At 68.7% G+C, this 13,739-nt stretch carries 16 protein-coding genes and 1 pseudogene; 6 read left to right on the top strand and 11 right to left on the bottom strand.

Annotated features, from left to right (window positions below; all coding sequences use genetic code 11):
* Window positions 1–219 (bottom strand): annotated as a pseudogene (locus tag ACFOMP_RS17415) (PRC-barrel domain-containing protein); the annotation flags it as partial.
* Between the two features lie 152 nt (window positions 220–371).
* Window positions 372–1,475 (bottom strand): anhydro-N-acetylmuramic acid kinase, encoded by a 1,104-nt coding sequence (locus tag ACFOMP_RS17420; RefSeq protein ID WP_379032879.1) that lies wholly within the window; start codon window positions 1,473–1,475, stop codon window positions 372–374.
* A gap of 58 nt (window positions 1,476–1,533) precedes the next feature.
* Between ACFOMP_RS17420 and tyrS the strand changes: the two genes are divergently transcribed.
* Window positions 1,534–2,778 (top strand): tyrosine--tRNA ligase, encoded by a 1,245-nt coding sequence (gene tyrS, locus ACFOMP_RS17425; RefSeq protein WP_289895652.1) that lies wholly within the window; start codon window positions 1,534–1,536, stop codon window positions 2,776–2,778.
* Window positions 2,779–2,909: 131 nt separating this feature from the next.
* Complete coding sequence (locus ACFOMP_RS17430) at window positions 2,910–3,326, top strand: VOC family protein (protein ID WP_379032882.1); 417 nt, start codon at window positions 2,910–2,912, stop codon at window positions 3,324–3,326.
* Window positions 3,327–3,495: 169 nt separating this feature from the next.
* On the opposite strand, the gene ACFOMP_RS17435 is transcribed toward ACFOMP_RS17430, so the two are convergent.
* From ACFOMP_RS17435 to ACFOMP_RS17450, 4 genes are all read right to left on the bottom strand, one after another.
* Window positions 3,496–4,056 (bottom strand): DUF2585 domain-containing protein, encoded by a 561-nt coding sequence (locus tag ACFOMP_RS17435; protein WP_379032885.1) that lies wholly within the window; start codon window positions 4,054–4,056, stop codon window positions 3,496–3,498.
* Window positions 4,057–4,107: 51 nt separating this feature from the next.
* The gene (locus tag ACFOMP_RS17440) at window positions 4,108–4,563 is read right to left on the bottom strand and encodes a YaiI/YqxD family protein (protein ID WP_289895655.1); all 456 of its coding nucleotides are present in this window, start codon (window positions 4,561–4,563) and stop codon (window positions 4,108–4,110) included.
* Window positions 4,564–4,625: 62 nt separating this feature from the next.
* Complete coding sequence (locus ACFOMP_RS17445) at window positions 4,626–5,231, bottom strand: peptidylprolyl isomerase (RefSeq protein WP_379032889.1); 606 nt, start codon at window positions 5,229–5,231, stop codon at window positions 4,626–4,628.
* Entirely contained in the window at window positions 5,221–5,730 is a 510-nt protein-coding gene (locus ACFOMP_RS17450; protein WP_289895657.1) for a peptidylprolyl isomerase, read from the bottom strand. Before ACFOMP_RS17450 ends, ACFOMP_RS17445 begins: the two co-directional genes overlap by 11 nt.
* Before the next feature lie 179 nt (window positions 5,731–5,909).
* Between ACFOMP_RS17450 and ACFOMP_RS17455 the strand changes: the two genes are divergently transcribed.
* Window positions 5,910–7,106 carry a phosphoglycerate kinase gene (locus tag ACFOMP_RS17455; RefSeq protein WP_379032892.1) on the top strand — a complete coding sequence of 399 codons (1,197 nt, stop codon included), beginning with the start codon at window positions 5,910–5,912 and terminating at the stop codon, window positions 7,104–7,106.
* A gap of 93 nt (window positions 7,107–7,199) precedes the next feature.
* Here ACFOMP_RS17455 and ACFOMP_RS17460 read toward each other — a convergent pair whose 3' ends face one another.
* Window positions 7,200–7,418, bottom strand: coding sequence for a hypothetical protein (locus ACFOMP_RS17460; RefSeq protein WP_379032895.1), 219 nt, complete (start codon window positions 7,416–7,418; stop codon window positions 7,200–7,202).
* 128 nt (window positions 7,419–7,546) lie between these two features.
* Between ACFOMP_RS17460 and ACFOMP_RS17465 the strand changes: the two genes are divergently transcribed.
* Both ACFOMP_RS17465 and ftsY read left to right on the top strand, forming a co-directional pair.
* Window positions 7,547–8,476, top strand: coding sequence for a class I fructose-bisphosphate aldolase (locus ACFOMP_RS17465; protein WP_289895660.1), 930 nt, complete (start codon window positions 7,547–7,549; stop codon window positions 8,474–8,476).
* A 128-nt stretch (window positions 8,477–8,604) separates the two neighbouring features.
* The gene (gene ftsY, locus ACFOMP_RS17470) at window positions 8,605–9,669 is read left to right on the top strand and encodes a signal recognition particle-docking protein FtsY (RefSeq protein WP_379032898.1); all 1,065 of its coding nucleotides are present in this window, start codon (window positions 8,605–8,607) and stop codon (window positions 9,667–9,669) included.
* A 51-nt stretch (window positions 9,670–9,720) separates the two neighbouring features.
* On the opposite strand, the gene ACFOMP_RS17475 is transcribed toward ftsY, so the two are convergent.
* From ACFOMP_RS17475 to hisS, 4 genes are read right to left on the bottom strand one after another with little or no spacing between them, the layout of a single operon-like run.
* Window positions 9,721–10,092, bottom strand: a complete 372-nt coding sequence (locus ACFOMP_RS17475; protein WP_289895662.1) for a hypothetical protein — start codon at window positions 10,090–10,092, stop codon at window positions 9,721–9,723.
* Window positions 10,093–10,147: 55 nt separating this feature from the next.
* Window positions 10,148–10,825: an ATP phosphoribosyltransferase gene (hisG, locus tag ACFOMP_RS17480; protein ID WP_379032901.1), complete on the bottom strand. Its 678-nt coding sequence runs from the start codon at window positions 10,823–10,825 to the stop codon at window positions 10,148–10,150.
* Window positions 10,822–11,889: an ATP phosphoribosyltransferase regulatory subunit gene (locus tag ACFOMP_RS17485; protein WP_379032904.1), complete on the bottom strand. Its 1,068-nt coding sequence runs from the start codon at window positions 11,887–11,889 to the stop codon at window positions 10,822–10,824. Before ACFOMP_RS17485 ends, hisG begins: the two co-directional genes overlap by 4 nt.
* Complete coding sequence (gene hisS / locus ACFOMP_RS17490) at window positions 11,886–13,370, bottom strand: histidine--tRNA ligase (protein WP_379032907.1); 1,485 nt, start codon at window positions 13,368–13,370, stop codon at window positions 11,886–11,888. Before hisS ends, ACFOMP_RS17485 begins: the two co-directional genes overlap by 4 nt.
* 48 nt (window positions 13,371–13,418) lie before the next feature.
* On the opposite strand from hisS, the gene ACFOMP_RS17495 reads away from it, so the two are divergent.
* Window positions 13,419–13,634 carry a SlyX family protein gene (locus tag ACFOMP_RS17495; RefSeq protein WP_289895666.1) on the top strand — a complete coding sequence of 72 codons (216 nt, stop codon included), beginning with the start codon at window positions 13,419–13,421 and terminating at the stop codon, window positions 13,632–13,634.
* Window positions 13,635–13,739 lie beyond the last annotated feature (105 nt).

Consider the following 13,739-nt stretch of genomic DNA (forward strand, 5'->3'; position numbering starts at 1 on the left):
CGCATCCGCGGCGGTGTCGGCGGCCTCGGTCGCGGCAGCGCCGGTTTCGTCGGCGGCCTGCTCGGCGGCCTGTCCGGCCTGCTCGGCAGCGCCCTCGGCAGCGGTGGCGGCGTCCTGGGCCTGCTCGGCCGGCATCGCCGGCGGCGTGGCGGTCTCGGTCTGCGCGAAGGCCGCGCCCGCCAAAGCCAGGGTGGTGGCGGCAATGACAAGAGGTTTCATGGACGATGTCCTTTCCGGTTGTCTTTCGTCACGGACGGCTTGGGCGCCGTCTCATGGCAGGCAAACGCCGCCATTCCCGGCATCGTTCCCCGGTTCCCGCCCCGCGAACAGGCAGAAGGCGGAAATCCGCCGGCGGGAAAAACCGCGCCGATTCAACGACCCGGCGGGTGGCTGATCCGGCCGCCGCAGACCGGGCCCGGCGCGCCGGTGGTGCCGGGCCCCGAGGTCGGCAGCCCGCGCAGCACCCGCACGGCGAGCCAGCCGAAGGCCTGCGCCTCGAGCATGTCGCCGTCGAGCCCTGCCGCCTCGACCGGGGCGACGCGGACCGGCAGCCGCGCCGCCAGCGCCGCCATCATCGCCGCGTTATGGCGGCCGCCGCCGCAAACCAGCACCAGTTCCGGCGCCCGGTCCAGCGCCGCCAGCCCGGCCGCCACCGCAGCCGCCGCGGCATGGGTCAGCGTCGCCGCCGCATCGGCATCGGACAGGCCCGCCACCTCGGCCGCCAGCGCCGGGAAGGCGTCGCGATCCAGCGATTTCGGCAGAGCCCGGGCGAAATGCGGATGGTCCAGGAAGCGGGCGATCACCGCCGCGTCCGGTCGGCCCAGCAGGGCGAGCCGCCCACCCTCGTCCCGCGCCAGCCCGCGCCGGGCGCGCATCAGGTCGTTCACCGGCGCATTGGCCGGGCCGGTGTCGAAGGCGACGCAGGCCCCCGGCGCCTCGGGCGCGCCGGCGGCGGGATCGACGAAGGTCAGGTTGCCGACGCCGCCCAGGTTCAGGAACCCGACCGGAATGCGCGGCAAAAGCCCCTGCCCCATCGCCCATTCGGCGCAGGCCCAGTGGAAGAAGGGCGCCAGCGGCGCCCCCTCGCCGCCCCGGCGCACGTCCTCGGAGCGGAAATCCCAGACCACCGGCCGGCCCAGCCGCCGCGCCAGCGCCGCGCCGCAGCCGGCCTGATGGGTGCCGCGCCCGGCAGGATCATGCGCCAGGGTCTGGCCGTGATAGCCGACCAGCTCCGTCTCGGGGAAGGCTTCGGCCAGCGCGGCATGGGCGGCGACCGACAGCTCGGCCGCCTCGGCCACGTCCGGCCCGCCCGGCCATTGCCCCAGCGCCGCGTGCAGGAGGCCCGATTCATTGCCGGAATAGGCGCGATAGGCGCTGCGGCCGAAACCGGCGATGCGCGTCCCGTCGGTCTCGATCATCGCCGCGTCCACCCCGTCCAGCGAGGTTCCCGACATCATCCCCAGCGCCCGGATCATCCTGCTTTCCCTTTTCATGCCCCAACGGTATATCCGCGCCATTCGAAAGGAACAGCCCATGACCTACCGTGCCAAATCCGATTTCCTGAACGTGATGATCGAACGCGGCTATCTGGCGGACTGCACCGACATGCAGGCGCTGGACGAAGCCCTGATCAACGGCCCGGTCACGGCATATATCGGTTATGACGCGACGGCGGCCAGCCTGCATGTGGGCCACCTGCTGAACATCATGATGCTGCGCTGGTTCCAGAAGACCGGCAACCGCCCGATCACCCTGATGGGCGGCGGCACCACCAAGGTCGGCGACCCCAGTTTCCGCAGCGAAGAGCGGCCGCTGCTGACCCCGGACGCGATCCGGTCGAACATCGACGGCATGCAGCAGGTCTTCGCCCGCTATCTCGATTACGGCGATGGCCGCGCGGCGATGCTCAACAACGCCGAATGGCTGGACAGCCTGAACTACCTGGATTTCCTGCGCGACATCGGCCGGCATTTCAGCGTCAACCGGATGCTGAGCTTCGAATCGGTCAAGTCGCGGCTGGACCGCGAGCAATCGCTGAGCTTCCTCGAATTCAACTACATGATCCTGCAGGCCTATGACTTCCTCGAGCTTTACCGGCGCTATGATTGCCGGCTGCAGATGGGCGGCTCGGACCAGTGGGGCAATATCGTCAACGGCATCGACCTGACGCGCCGGGTGCTGGATGCCGAGATCTGGGGCCTGACCTCGCCGCTTCTGACCACCTCGGACGGGCGCAAGATGGGCAAGTCGGCCGGCGGTGCGGTCTGGCTGAACGGCGCCATGCTGTCGCCCTATGAGTTCTGGCAGTTCTGGCGCAACACCACCGATGCCGATGTCGGCCGGTTCCTGAAGCTCTATACCGAGCTGCCGGTCGAGGAATGCGACCGCCTGGGCCGGCTTTCAGGCTCCGAGATCAACGCCGCCAAGATCATTCTGGCCAACGCGGTGACGACGCTCTTGCACGGCGCCGAGGCGGCGGCATCGGCCGAGGCGACCGCGCGCGAGGTCTTCGAGCAGGGCGGCGCCGGCGGCGATCTGGAGGTGGTGACCATCGCCGCCGACGCGCTGGCCGGCGGGCTGACCGTGGTGCAGCTGCTGGCGCAGACCGGCATCACCGCCTCGGGGAAAGAGGCCAAGCGCCTGATCGCCGAGGGCGGGTTGCGGCTGAACAACGAGGCCGTGTCCGACCCCCAGTTTGCCGTGGATGCGGCACTGATCGGCGACGGGATGAAGATCTCGGTCGGCAAGAAGAAGCACCGCATGGTGCAGGTGGGGTGAGAAAGGGGCCGGCGGGGAAGCGCCGGCCTTTTTCGTTCCCGGAGAGGTGGTTTCCGCGCCTCTTATGTTTCCGCGTCTCTTATAGCGCCAGTTCAGCGGACAAAGGGCCGTTCAATCCCAAGAAGAATATCATGGGAACCTTGCCGGTCCGGATGGCGTTCCCGATTCGACTGACCCGAAGAGGACAAATGGCGCTGCACAGGATCTACACCTTTCTGCTGACCGCAGATCTCGTTGCTGCCGAAGCCTGGTATGCGAAATTATTTGGTCGCGGACCAAGTAACAGGCCGATGGACTCGCTGGTGCAATGGGAGCTGTTCGATCAGGCCGGGGTGGGGCTTTCAACCGACGCTGAAATCGCCAGCAGAGGGGCGCTATTCCTTATCGTGGACGATGTGGCAGCCGAGCGCCGTCGGTTGCATAGCTTGGGGATCGTACTGGGCGACGACATCGAGGGCGACTATTCGACGCTGGCGCAAGTGCGCGATCCCGACGGCAACCTCATCACGCTCGCGACGCGACCGTCGCCGAGCTATCCGCCGGCATAGGCACGTTGGAAAAGCAAAACAGCCCAGGCGTGAAACGAACGAGCCAATGCGCCCGCGAGGCGGGCCGAGGCACTGCGCATTGGCTGAGATGGTGGCAGGCGGAAACAAGGGCGGAAGCTGCCGAGTGCCCGTTTTGGGGTCCTTGACCACCACACCGCCATCCGCCCCCTCACCCGCCCTGCCACGCCCGCACCGCGTCCATCGGCCAGAGCAGCATCAGCACGTTCAGCGCCAGCCCGTCGCGGATCAGCCAGGCGGTCAGCGCCTCGAAACCGATCACCATGGCGACCGAGGCCCAGACCGGCAACCGCGCCGCCAGCGCAAAGCCCAGCACCATCGCCAGAATGTCCGCGACCGAATTGATCACGCTGTCGCCATAATAGTCCAGCGAGATGGTCACCGCGCGGTAGCGTTCGATGATGGCGTCGGAATTCTCGACGATCTCCCAGGCGGCTTCGACCAGCGTCGCGATCGTCAGCCGCCAGCCGAAAGGCAGGCGCCGCGCCACCAGCCACAAGCCGGCATAGAACAGCAGCCCGTGGATGACATGCGACGGCGTATACCAGTCGGCGAGATGCTGCGAATTCTCAGAGCTCATCGTCTCGCCATGCCACAGCTTGACGAAGCCGCATCTGCAGATCGGCTCTCGCCCGATCCAGAGCAGCCAGGCGGCGGCCAGGAGGATGATGAGGAAGGTCGCCCAGAAAGGGGCGGATCGGCGCGTGAACATGATGATGGGTCCTGAAATCATTGCTGCAAGGCGCTGTCCATGGCCCGCAGGCTAGCCCGTGCGCAGCGCCGCCGCCATCACCCGGTCCAGCGCTTGCAGAAACCGTGTCCGCTCGGCCTTGCCGAAGCCGCCGCCGCGGCCCTGGTGAAAAGGATCGGCGGCACGGATGTCCTGCATCAGGTCGCGGGTCGCCAGCCGCGGGCCGATATTGGCCGGCGTCAGCACCTCGCCGTCCGGCTGCACGACCTGCGCGCCGGCCTTGAGGCAGCGGTCGGCCAGCGGCAGGTCGGTGGTGACCACCACGTCGCCCGGCCCGCAATGCGCGGCGATCCACTTGTCGGCCTCGTCCGGGCCATCCGGCACGATCCGCAAGGACACGAAAGGATTGGCCGGCGGCCGCAACCCGCCATTGCAGACCAGCACCATCGGCACGCGCAGCCGGGTCGCGACCCGCTCGGCCTCGGGTTTGACCGGGCAGGCGTCGGCGTCGATGTAAAGCGTCGTCATGCGGGGCCTCGTCGAAGAAAAGCCCCGCGCAGAGCGCGGGGCTTCGGGGTCGGACGGCGGGATTATTCCGCGACCGTCACCTTGACCATGTAGTCGGGCTCGACCACGGCACCGTTCGCGGCCGGATCGCCCTTCTTGACGGCGTTCAGCACCTCCCAGCCATCGACCAGCTGGCCGACCACGGTATATTGCCCGTCCAGGAAGGTCGCCGGCGCCAGGTCGATGAAGAACTGGCTGTTGGCGCTGTCCGGATCCTGCGAGCGCGCCATGCCCACGGTGCCGGCCTGGAAGCTGACATCGTTGAACTCGGCCGGCAGGTCCGGCATGTTCGAGCCGCCCATGCCCGCCCGCGCGGTATCGCCGCCATGTTTGCCGAACTCCACGTCGCCGGTCTGCGCCATGAACCCGTCGATGACCCGATGGAACACCACCCCGTCATAGGCGCCGGATTTTGCCAGCGTCATCAGCCGCTCGACATGTTTCGGCGCCTTGTCGTTATAAAGATCCAGCACGATCTTGCCCTTGGCCGCGCCCTTGGCGTCGGCGACCTCGATCACCAGGTTCGGGCCGGGCCCGTCGGTGACGCCCGGCAGGCCCTCGGCCAGCACCGGATGGGCGGCCGCGCCGGCGGCCAGCAGCAGGGCAGAGGCCAGCAGCTTATTCAGCATCGGCCGCCACCTTCACCGAGATCATCCGGTCGGGATTCGCCGGCGGCTCGCCGCGGACGATCTTGTCGACATGTTCCATGCCCTCGATGACGCGGCCATAGACGGTATACTGGCCGTTCAGGAAATGGTTGTCCTTGAAGTTGATGAAGAACTGGCTGTTGGCCGAGTTCGGGTTCATCGACCGCGCCGCGCCCAGCGTGCCGCGGTCATGCGGCAGGCGCGAGAACTCGGCCGGCAGGTCCGGCAGGTCCGAACCGCCGGTGCCGGCGCGGCCGGGGTTGTAGTTGTTTTCCATGTTGGCATGTTCCACGTCGCCGGTCTGGGCCATGAAACCCTCGATCACGCGGTGGAAGGCCACGTTGTCGTATTTCCCCGCCCGGGCCAGTTCCTTCATGCGCTCGGCATGTTTGGGGGCGACATCGGGCAGCAGCTCGATCACCACCGGGCCGTCCTTCAGCTCGATGATGACCGTGTTTTCGGGATCCTTGATCTCGGCCATGGGGGTCTCCTTCTGATGGCTTGGGCAAAGGCATAAGCATTTCGTCCCGCCCATACAACGCCGCCATTGCCCCCGGCGGTTCGTCGCCGTCGATGATTGCGGGGCCGGTTGACGAAAATGTCATGATGCGGGAAAACCCGCGCACGGGCGCCGGAGCCCATCAGGAAAGGGACGAGGACATGGCGGATTTCAACACGATCGACGACCTGGAGCTTGACGGCAAGGTGGTGCTTGTCCGCGTGGACGTGAACGTCCCGGTCGAGGATGGCCAGGTCACCGACGCCACCCGGATCGAAAAGATCGTGCCGACCGTCAAGGACATCCAGGCCCGGGGCGGCATCCCGGTGCTGCTGGCGCATTTCGACCGCCCCAAGGGCCAGCGCGTCGAGTCGATGAGCCTGAAGGTGGTGGTCCCGGCGCTGGAGAAGGCACTCGGCCAGCCGGTGAAATTCGCCGAGGAGGCCATCGGCGGCCCGGCCAAGCGCGCCGTGGCCGATCTGGCCAAGGGCGACGTGCTGCTGCTGGAGAACACCCGCTTCTATCCGGGCGAGGAAACCAACGACGCGACCTTCGCCGCCTCGCTGGCGGCGCTGGGTCAGGCCTATGTGAACGACGCCTTCTCGGCCGCGCACCGGGCACATGCCTCGACCGAGGGCATCGCGCGGCTGCTGCCCGCCGCCGCCGGCCGGCTGATGGAGGCGGAGCTGAAGGCGCTGGACGCCGCGCTCGGCAATCCGCTGCGCCCGGTGGTGGCGGTGGTCGGCGGCGCCAAGGTCTCGACCAAGCTCGACCTGCTCGGCAACCTGATCGAGCAGGTGGATCACCTGGTGATCGGCGGCGGCATGGCCAATACCTTCCTGGTCGCGCAGGATGTCGAGGTCGGCAAGTCGCTGGCCGAACGCGACATGGCCGGCACGGCCCGCGACATCCTCGAAAAGGCCGGCAAGACCGGCTGCACCATCCACCTGCCGGTGGACGTGGTGGTGGCGCGCGAGTTCAAGGCCGGCGCCGCCAGCGAGACGGTGACCGCCGACGCCTGCCCGGCCGATGCGATGATCCTCGATGCCGGCCCGGCGACGGTGGCGAAGATCCGCGAGGTCTTCGAGACCTGCCGCACGCTGATCTGGAACGGCCCGCTGGGCGCCTTCGAGATCCCGCCGTTCGACGCCGCGACCAATGCCGCCGCGCGGGAAGCGGCGCGGCTCACGCGCGAAGGCAAGCTGATCTCGGTCGCCGGCGGCGGCGACACCGTGGCGGCGCTGAACAAGGCCGGGGTCTCGAGCGATTTCACCTTCATCTCGACCGCCGGCGGCGCCTTCCTGGAATGGATGGAGGGCAAGGAACTGCCCGGCGTGGCGGCGCTGCAGAAGCGCTGAACTCCGGTCGCAAGGAACGGAAAAAAGGGGCCCTGCGGGCCCCTTTTGACATTCCGGGACCCGCGGGATGCCGCGCCGGCGACGCCGCGGCCCTTATCCGTTCGCTTGCGTGCCTGCCTGCCCTGCCGGCGCGGGCGCGGGCGAAGTCACGGCCGGAGGCGCGTTACGCTCGATATCCTTCGAGTCGGTGTCCAGAAACAGGATGAAGAGAAAGGTTCCGATCGAGATCACGAACGCCAGTCCCAGGACCAGGAAGAACGGCCGGTTCTGACGGATCTGCTCGGGGATGCCTGCGGGATCTTCGTTTGCCATCGGCATGTCCTCCCGATTGCGACGCAGGATCAACGCATGACGGAAGCGTCAGGTTCCCGTTAGCGCAACCGCAATTGCCCTTGCCGGCGGGTCTGCTAATCAGCCCGCATTCAGAAATGGAGTTCCCGATGCAGATGACCGAGACCGTCCGCAAGATCCTCGCCCATTACGAGGGCGAAGCGCCGGGTGTGAAGGCCCAGCTGGCCCGCATGCTGATGACCGGCAAGCTGGCCGGCACCGGCAAGATGATCATCCTGCCGGTGGACCAGGGCTTCGAACACGGCCCGGCGCGCAGCTTCGCCCCGAACCCGGCCGGCTACGACCCGCATTACCATTACCAGCTGGCCATCGACGCGGGGCTGAACGCCTATGCCGCGCCGCTGGGCATGATCGAGGCGGGCGCCGACACCTTCGCCGGCCAGATCCCGACCATCCTCAAGGTGAACTCGGCCAATTCGCTGATGTCGGACACCGCCGGCAAGAACCAGGCGATCACCGCCTCGGTGGACGATGCGCTGCGGCTGGGCTGCTCGGCCATCGGCTTCACCATCTACCCGGGCTCGGACATGGCGCTCGACATGATCGAGGAGATCGTCGAGATGCGCAAGGAAGCCGCCGCCAAGGGCGTGGCGACGGTGGTCTGGTCCTATCCGCGCGGCGAGGCGATCAGCAAGGACGGCGAGACCGCCATCGACATCGCCGCCTATGCCGCCCAGATCGCGGCGCTGATCGGCGCGCATGTCATCAAGATCAAGCTCTCCACGGACCACCTGATGCTGCCGGAAGCGAAAAAGGTCTACGAGGCCAAGGGCATCGACATCTCGACCCAGGCCAAGCGCGTCGCGCATTGCATGCAGTCGGCCTTCAACGGCCGCCGCATCGTGGTGTTCTCGGGCGGCGCCGCCAAGGGCGCGGACGCGGTCTATGACGATGCCCGCGCCATCCGCGACGGCGGCGGCAACGGCTCGATCATCGGCCGCAACAGCTTCCAGCGCTCGCGCGAGGATGCGCTGGACATGCTGCAGAAGCTGGTCGACATCTACCTGGGCAAGGCCTGATTGCCGTGGGGCTCTGCCCCCACATTCCCGGGGTATTTTCCCAACGAAGAAGGGCGTCCGGTGCGGGCGCCCTTTTCCTTTCGGGCCGGACCGCCTAAGTTCCGGGCGACGGACAGAAGGATGGGTGCATGTCGTTTTTCTCGAAGCTGCGCGACCGGCTGACGCGGTCCTCGTCGAAGATCGGCGACGGGCTGGACGAGATCGTCTCGGAAGGCGCGGACGCGAAAACGCCGGCCGCCCCCGCACCCGAACCGGCGGCGCAGCCGGCCCCGGTGCCAGAGGCCCAGCCGGCCGACGATGCCGCCGCGCGGCCGGGGATGCTGGGCCGGATCTTCGGCCGCGCGCCCGTCCCGGCCGAGCCGCGCCGCGAGCTCGACGACGCCATGCTGGAAGAGCTGGAGGAGATGCTGATCCAGGCCGATATGGGCGTCGAGACGGCGCTGCGCGTCACCGCCAATATCGCCGAGGGCCGCATGGGCCGCCGCATCTCGGCCACCGAGCTGAAGGAGCTGCTGGTCGGCGAGATCGCCCGCATCATGACCCCGGTCGCGAAGCCGCTGCCGATCTATCCCAAACGGCCGCAGGTGGTGCTGGTGGTGGGCGTCAACGGCTCGGGCAAGACGACCACCATCGGCAAGCTCGCCAGCCAGTTCAAGGCGGCGGGCAAGAAGGTGGTGATCGCGGCCGGCGACACCTTCCGCGCCGCCGCCGTCGAACAATTGCAGGTCTGGGGAAGCCGCGCCGGCGTGCCGGTGATGACCGCGCCCGAGGGCTCGGACCCCGCCAGCCTCGCCTTCGACGCCATGACCCGGGCCGAGGCCGAGGGCGCCGACCTTCTGATGATCGACACCGCCGGCCGCTTGCAGAACCGGCAGGACCTGATGGAGGAGCTGGCCAAGATCGTCCGGGTCATCCGCAAAAAGGATCCGTCCGCCCCGCACAATACCCTGCTGGTGCTGGACGCCACCACCGGCCAGAACGCCCTGAGCCAGGTCGAGACCTTCCAGAAGCTCGCCGATGTCTCGGGCCTGGTCATGACCAAGCTCGACGGCACCGCGCGCGGCGGCGTGCTGGTGGCGCTGGCCGACCGTTTCGGCCTGCCGATCCATGCCATCGGCGTGGGCGAGCAGATCGACGATCTCGACGCTTTCGACGCCCGCGACTTCGCGCGGGCGCTGGTCGGGCTCGACTGAAGCTTTCTCTGTTTTTCAAATACCCATGCGGCCGCGCGACCGGCGCGGCCGTCACGGCTTGACGAGATGCGCGTCCGTCCTGGTGTCCTCGGCCGGCGCGACATTGCCCGCCGCATCGGCCTGCGGCTCGACCACGTCCTGCGGCGGCGTGAAGGGCGCGGTCAGCTCGGCGCTTCCGGCCTGCTTGTCGTAGATGCAGACGTAGCGATCCACCCCGCCATCGGCCAGCGTGGTGATCAGCAGCGCCGCGCCGTAGCTTTCCGAGCCGAAGGGATTGACCTCGATCGCCGTCTCGCCCGTTTCGGGGGCAAGCGCGCTGCAGGCGGTCTCGACATCCTGGCGGAACTGCTCCCAGGCATCCTCGGAGGAGGCCAGCGCGGGGGTGGCGACAAGGGCGATCAGCAGGATGGGCAGGCGGCGCATCGGTTTCCTCCGGTTGTGGTTGCCAAGGGGAACGCCCCTGCCCCGCCGCAGGTTTCTAGAGCCCGAGCCGCGCCGCGAAATCCCGCACCTCGGCCGCGTCCCCCGCCGCCAGCGAGCGCAAGAGCGTCGCCTGCGAACGCAGGATCGGTTCCTCGCCGATGATCTTCAGGTGGTTCGCCCGCAGCGTCTCGCCGGACGAGGTGATGTCGGCGATGGCCTCGGCGGTCAGGTTGGCCACCGTGCCCTCGGTCGCGCCCTGGCTGTCGACCAGTTGGTAATCCGCCACCTCCTGCGCCGACAGCCAGGCGCGCACCAGCCGGTGATACTTGGTGGCGATGCGCAGGCGGAAGCCGTGCTCGGCGCGGAAATCGCGGGCGATGGTGGCGAAATCGTCCAGGCTGTCGCAATCCGACCAGCAGGCGGGCACGGCCAGGATCAGGTCGGCATGGCCGAAGCCCATCGGCGCCAGCTCCTCGACATGGCTGCGCCAGCCGGCGAGCTTTTCCCGGATCAGGTCGGTGCCGGTCACGCCCAGATGGATGCGCCCGGCCATCAGCTCGCGCGGGATCTCGCCGGCCGAGAGCAGCACCAGCGCCACGTTTCCGACCCCGTCCACCCGTCCGGCATATTCCCGGTCCGAGCCGGCGCGCGACAGGGTCACGCCGCGGGCGGCGAACCAGTCAAAACACTGCTCCATCAGCCGCCCCTTGGACGGCACGCCCAGCCGGATCATGCCAGCCCCCCCAGTTCATGCACCAGACCCGGCCGGATGATGCCGCCCACCGCCGGGATCGAGCGGCCCTGCGCCTGGCCCAGAACCGCCGCCAGCGCGTCGTAGCGGCCGCCCGAGGCGACGGGCGGCCAGTCCTCGCGCCCGGCCGCGGCGAAGCTGAAGGTCATGCCGTCGTAATATTCCATCGTGTGCCGGCCGTGGCTGGCGGCGAAATGCACGGCGCCCACGTCGATGCCGCGCGCCGACAGCGCCGCGAGGTTGCGCTCCAGCCGGTCCACCGCCTCGGCGATGTCGGGGATCTCGGCGGCCAGGTCGCGCAGCTGCCGCAACGCCTCGGGGGCCGGGGCCTCGATGGCGAACAGCCGCTCCAGCCGCTCGACCCATTGCGGCGGCAGCGGCGCCTCGGCGGCGTCGCTGCGCAGCCGGTCGATGCGCGCCTGCATCTCGGCCGGCGAACGCAGCCCGGTCCAGGGCGCGCCGGCTTCCGGAAAACGCCGCGGCGCGGCCGGCGCGGCAAAGCGCGCCAGCGCCTTGGCAAAGCGCCGCGGCCGCCAGATGTGGTGCAAGAGCGCCGCGCGGCGCGCACCGGATAGCGGTAGGGCGCGCACCGCGTCCATCAGCAGATCCATATCGCCCATGCTGGCCTGCAGCTTCAGCGGCGCGAGGATGTCGTGAAACAGCGCGAACACCTCGGCATCGGCCTCGGGATCGCGGGCGAAAAGCTCGAAACCGGCCTGCAGATATTCGTTGTCGCGCGGATGCTCGGGGCGGGTCTCGCCATGGTCCTGCTTGCGGAACACCTCGCCCAGATAGCAATAGCGCGCCGGCTCGGCGCCACTGGCCATGTGCATCTGCACCACCGGCACGGTGAAGTCGGGGCGCAGCATCATCTCGCCGCGGATCGGATCCTGGGTCACATAGGCGCGGGCGCGGATATCCTCGCCGTAAAGGTCCAGCAGCGTCTCGGCCGGCAGCAGCAGGTCGGGCGCGACCTCCTCGGCGCCGGCGGCGCGGAAGGCGGCGAGGATCTGCTGGCCGATGGCCTGTTTCTCGCGCTTGCTCATCCGAGGATGCGCCGGATTTCCGCGACCAGATCGGCACGGGCGACCTCGGTCTGGGCGGGCTGGGCCTTCCATTCCTCGTGGCTGGCCTGGGCCGCGAGTTTCGCGCCAAGGATCAGGTCCTTGACCTGCACCACGCCGCGCGCCGCCTCGTCCGCGCCTTGGATGATCGCGACCGGCGAGGCGCGCTTGTCGGCATATTTCAACTGGTTGCCGAAGTTCTTCGGATTGCCCAGATAGACCTCGGCGCGGATGCCGGCGGCGCGCAGCTCGGCGGCCATGGCCTGGTAATCGGCCATGCGCTCGCGATCCATGACGGTGACGACGACCGGGCCCCGCGCCTCGCTGCCCGTCAGCCCCTTGGCGCGCAGGGCGGCCAGCAGCCGGTCCACGCCGATGGAAACGCCCGTCGCCGGCACCTTCTGGCCGGTGAAGCGTTCCACCAACCCGTCATAGCGGCCGCCGCCGGCGACCGAGCCGAACTGGCGCTTGCGGCCCTTGTCGTCGAGAATTTCGAAGGTCAGCTCGGCCTCGAAGACCGGGCCGGTGTAATAGCCGAGGCCGCGCACGATCGAGGGGTCGATCACCGCCCGATCCTCGTCCACGCCCATGGCGGCGAGCATCCGGGCGATCTGCGCCAGTTCCTCGACGCCCTCGGCGCCCGTGGCCGAGGCGCCGACGGCGGCGCGCAGGTTCGAGAGCGTGTCGGCGTTGTCCGCGCCCTTGGAGGTCAGGAAGGCCAGCACCGGCCCCGCCTGTTCGGGCGAAAGGCCCACGCCCTCGATGAAGGCGCCGGAGTCGTCCTTGCGCCCGGCGGTGAGCAGCTGGCGCACGCCGTCCTCGCCGACCTTGTCGAACTTGTCGATGGTGCGCAGCACGTCGTCGGCCGGCTTGCCCTCGGCGACGCCCATGGCTTCCAGGATGCCGTTCAGCACCTTGCGGTTGTTGATGCGGATCAGGTAGTCGCCGCGGGCGATGCCGGCATGTTCCAGCGCCGCCGCCAGCATGGCGCAGATCTCGGCATCCGCGGCGACCGAGGCCGAGCCCACGGTATCGGCATCGCATTGGTAGAACTGCCGGAAGCGTCCGGGTCCGGGCTTCTCGTTGCGCCAGACCGGGCCCATGGCATAGCGGCGATAAGGCGAGGGCAGGTCGTTGCGGAACTGCGCCGCGACGCGGGCCAGCGGCGCGGTCAGGTCATAGCGCAACGCCAGCCAGTCGCCGGCGCCGCCGCCCGGAACCTCGGCCTCTTGCCAGGCGAAGACCCCGGCATTGGGGCGGTCGACGTCGGGCAGGAACTTGCCCAGCGCCTCGACGGTTTCGACGGCACTGGTTTCGAGCGGCTCGAAGCCGTGGCGATGATAGATCTCGGCGATGCGGTCGAGCATCTGCTTGCGCTCGGTCACATCTGCGCCGAAATAGTCGCGGAACCCCTTGGGCGTCTCGGCCTTGGGACGGGGCTGTTTCTTCTGATCTTTCGCCATGGTTTGCCTCGGGCTTTTCCAGGCGCGGGTCTAGCGGATGGAGGATGGATGGACAAGCAGACGCAGGAACGGATCGAGCGGCTGGAGGAGGCCGTGGCCTATCTGGCGCGCACGGTCGAGGATCTGTCGGGCATCGTGGCCCGGCAGGAAAGCGAATTCGCCCGGCTGGCGCGGCATGTCGGCATGCTGATGGAGCGCGAGGCGGAACGCGAGAGCGAGACGGGCGTGGTGCCGCTGGCCGACCAGCGGCCGCCGCATTGGTGAGGGCCGGAGGGGCGCTGCCCCTCGCCCCCGTGCCGGGGGCTCACCCCGGGGTATTGGGAAAACGGTGAAATCAGCCGCGTGCCGGGCCGAGGCGCGGGCCGGGGG

The sequence above is a fragment of the Paracoccus simplex genome (genome assembly GCF_042648325.1).
In the GTDB taxonomy this organism is placed as follows: Bacteria; Pseudomonadota; Alphaproteobacteria; order Rhodobacterales; family Rhodobacteraceae; genus Paracoccus; species Paracoccus simplex.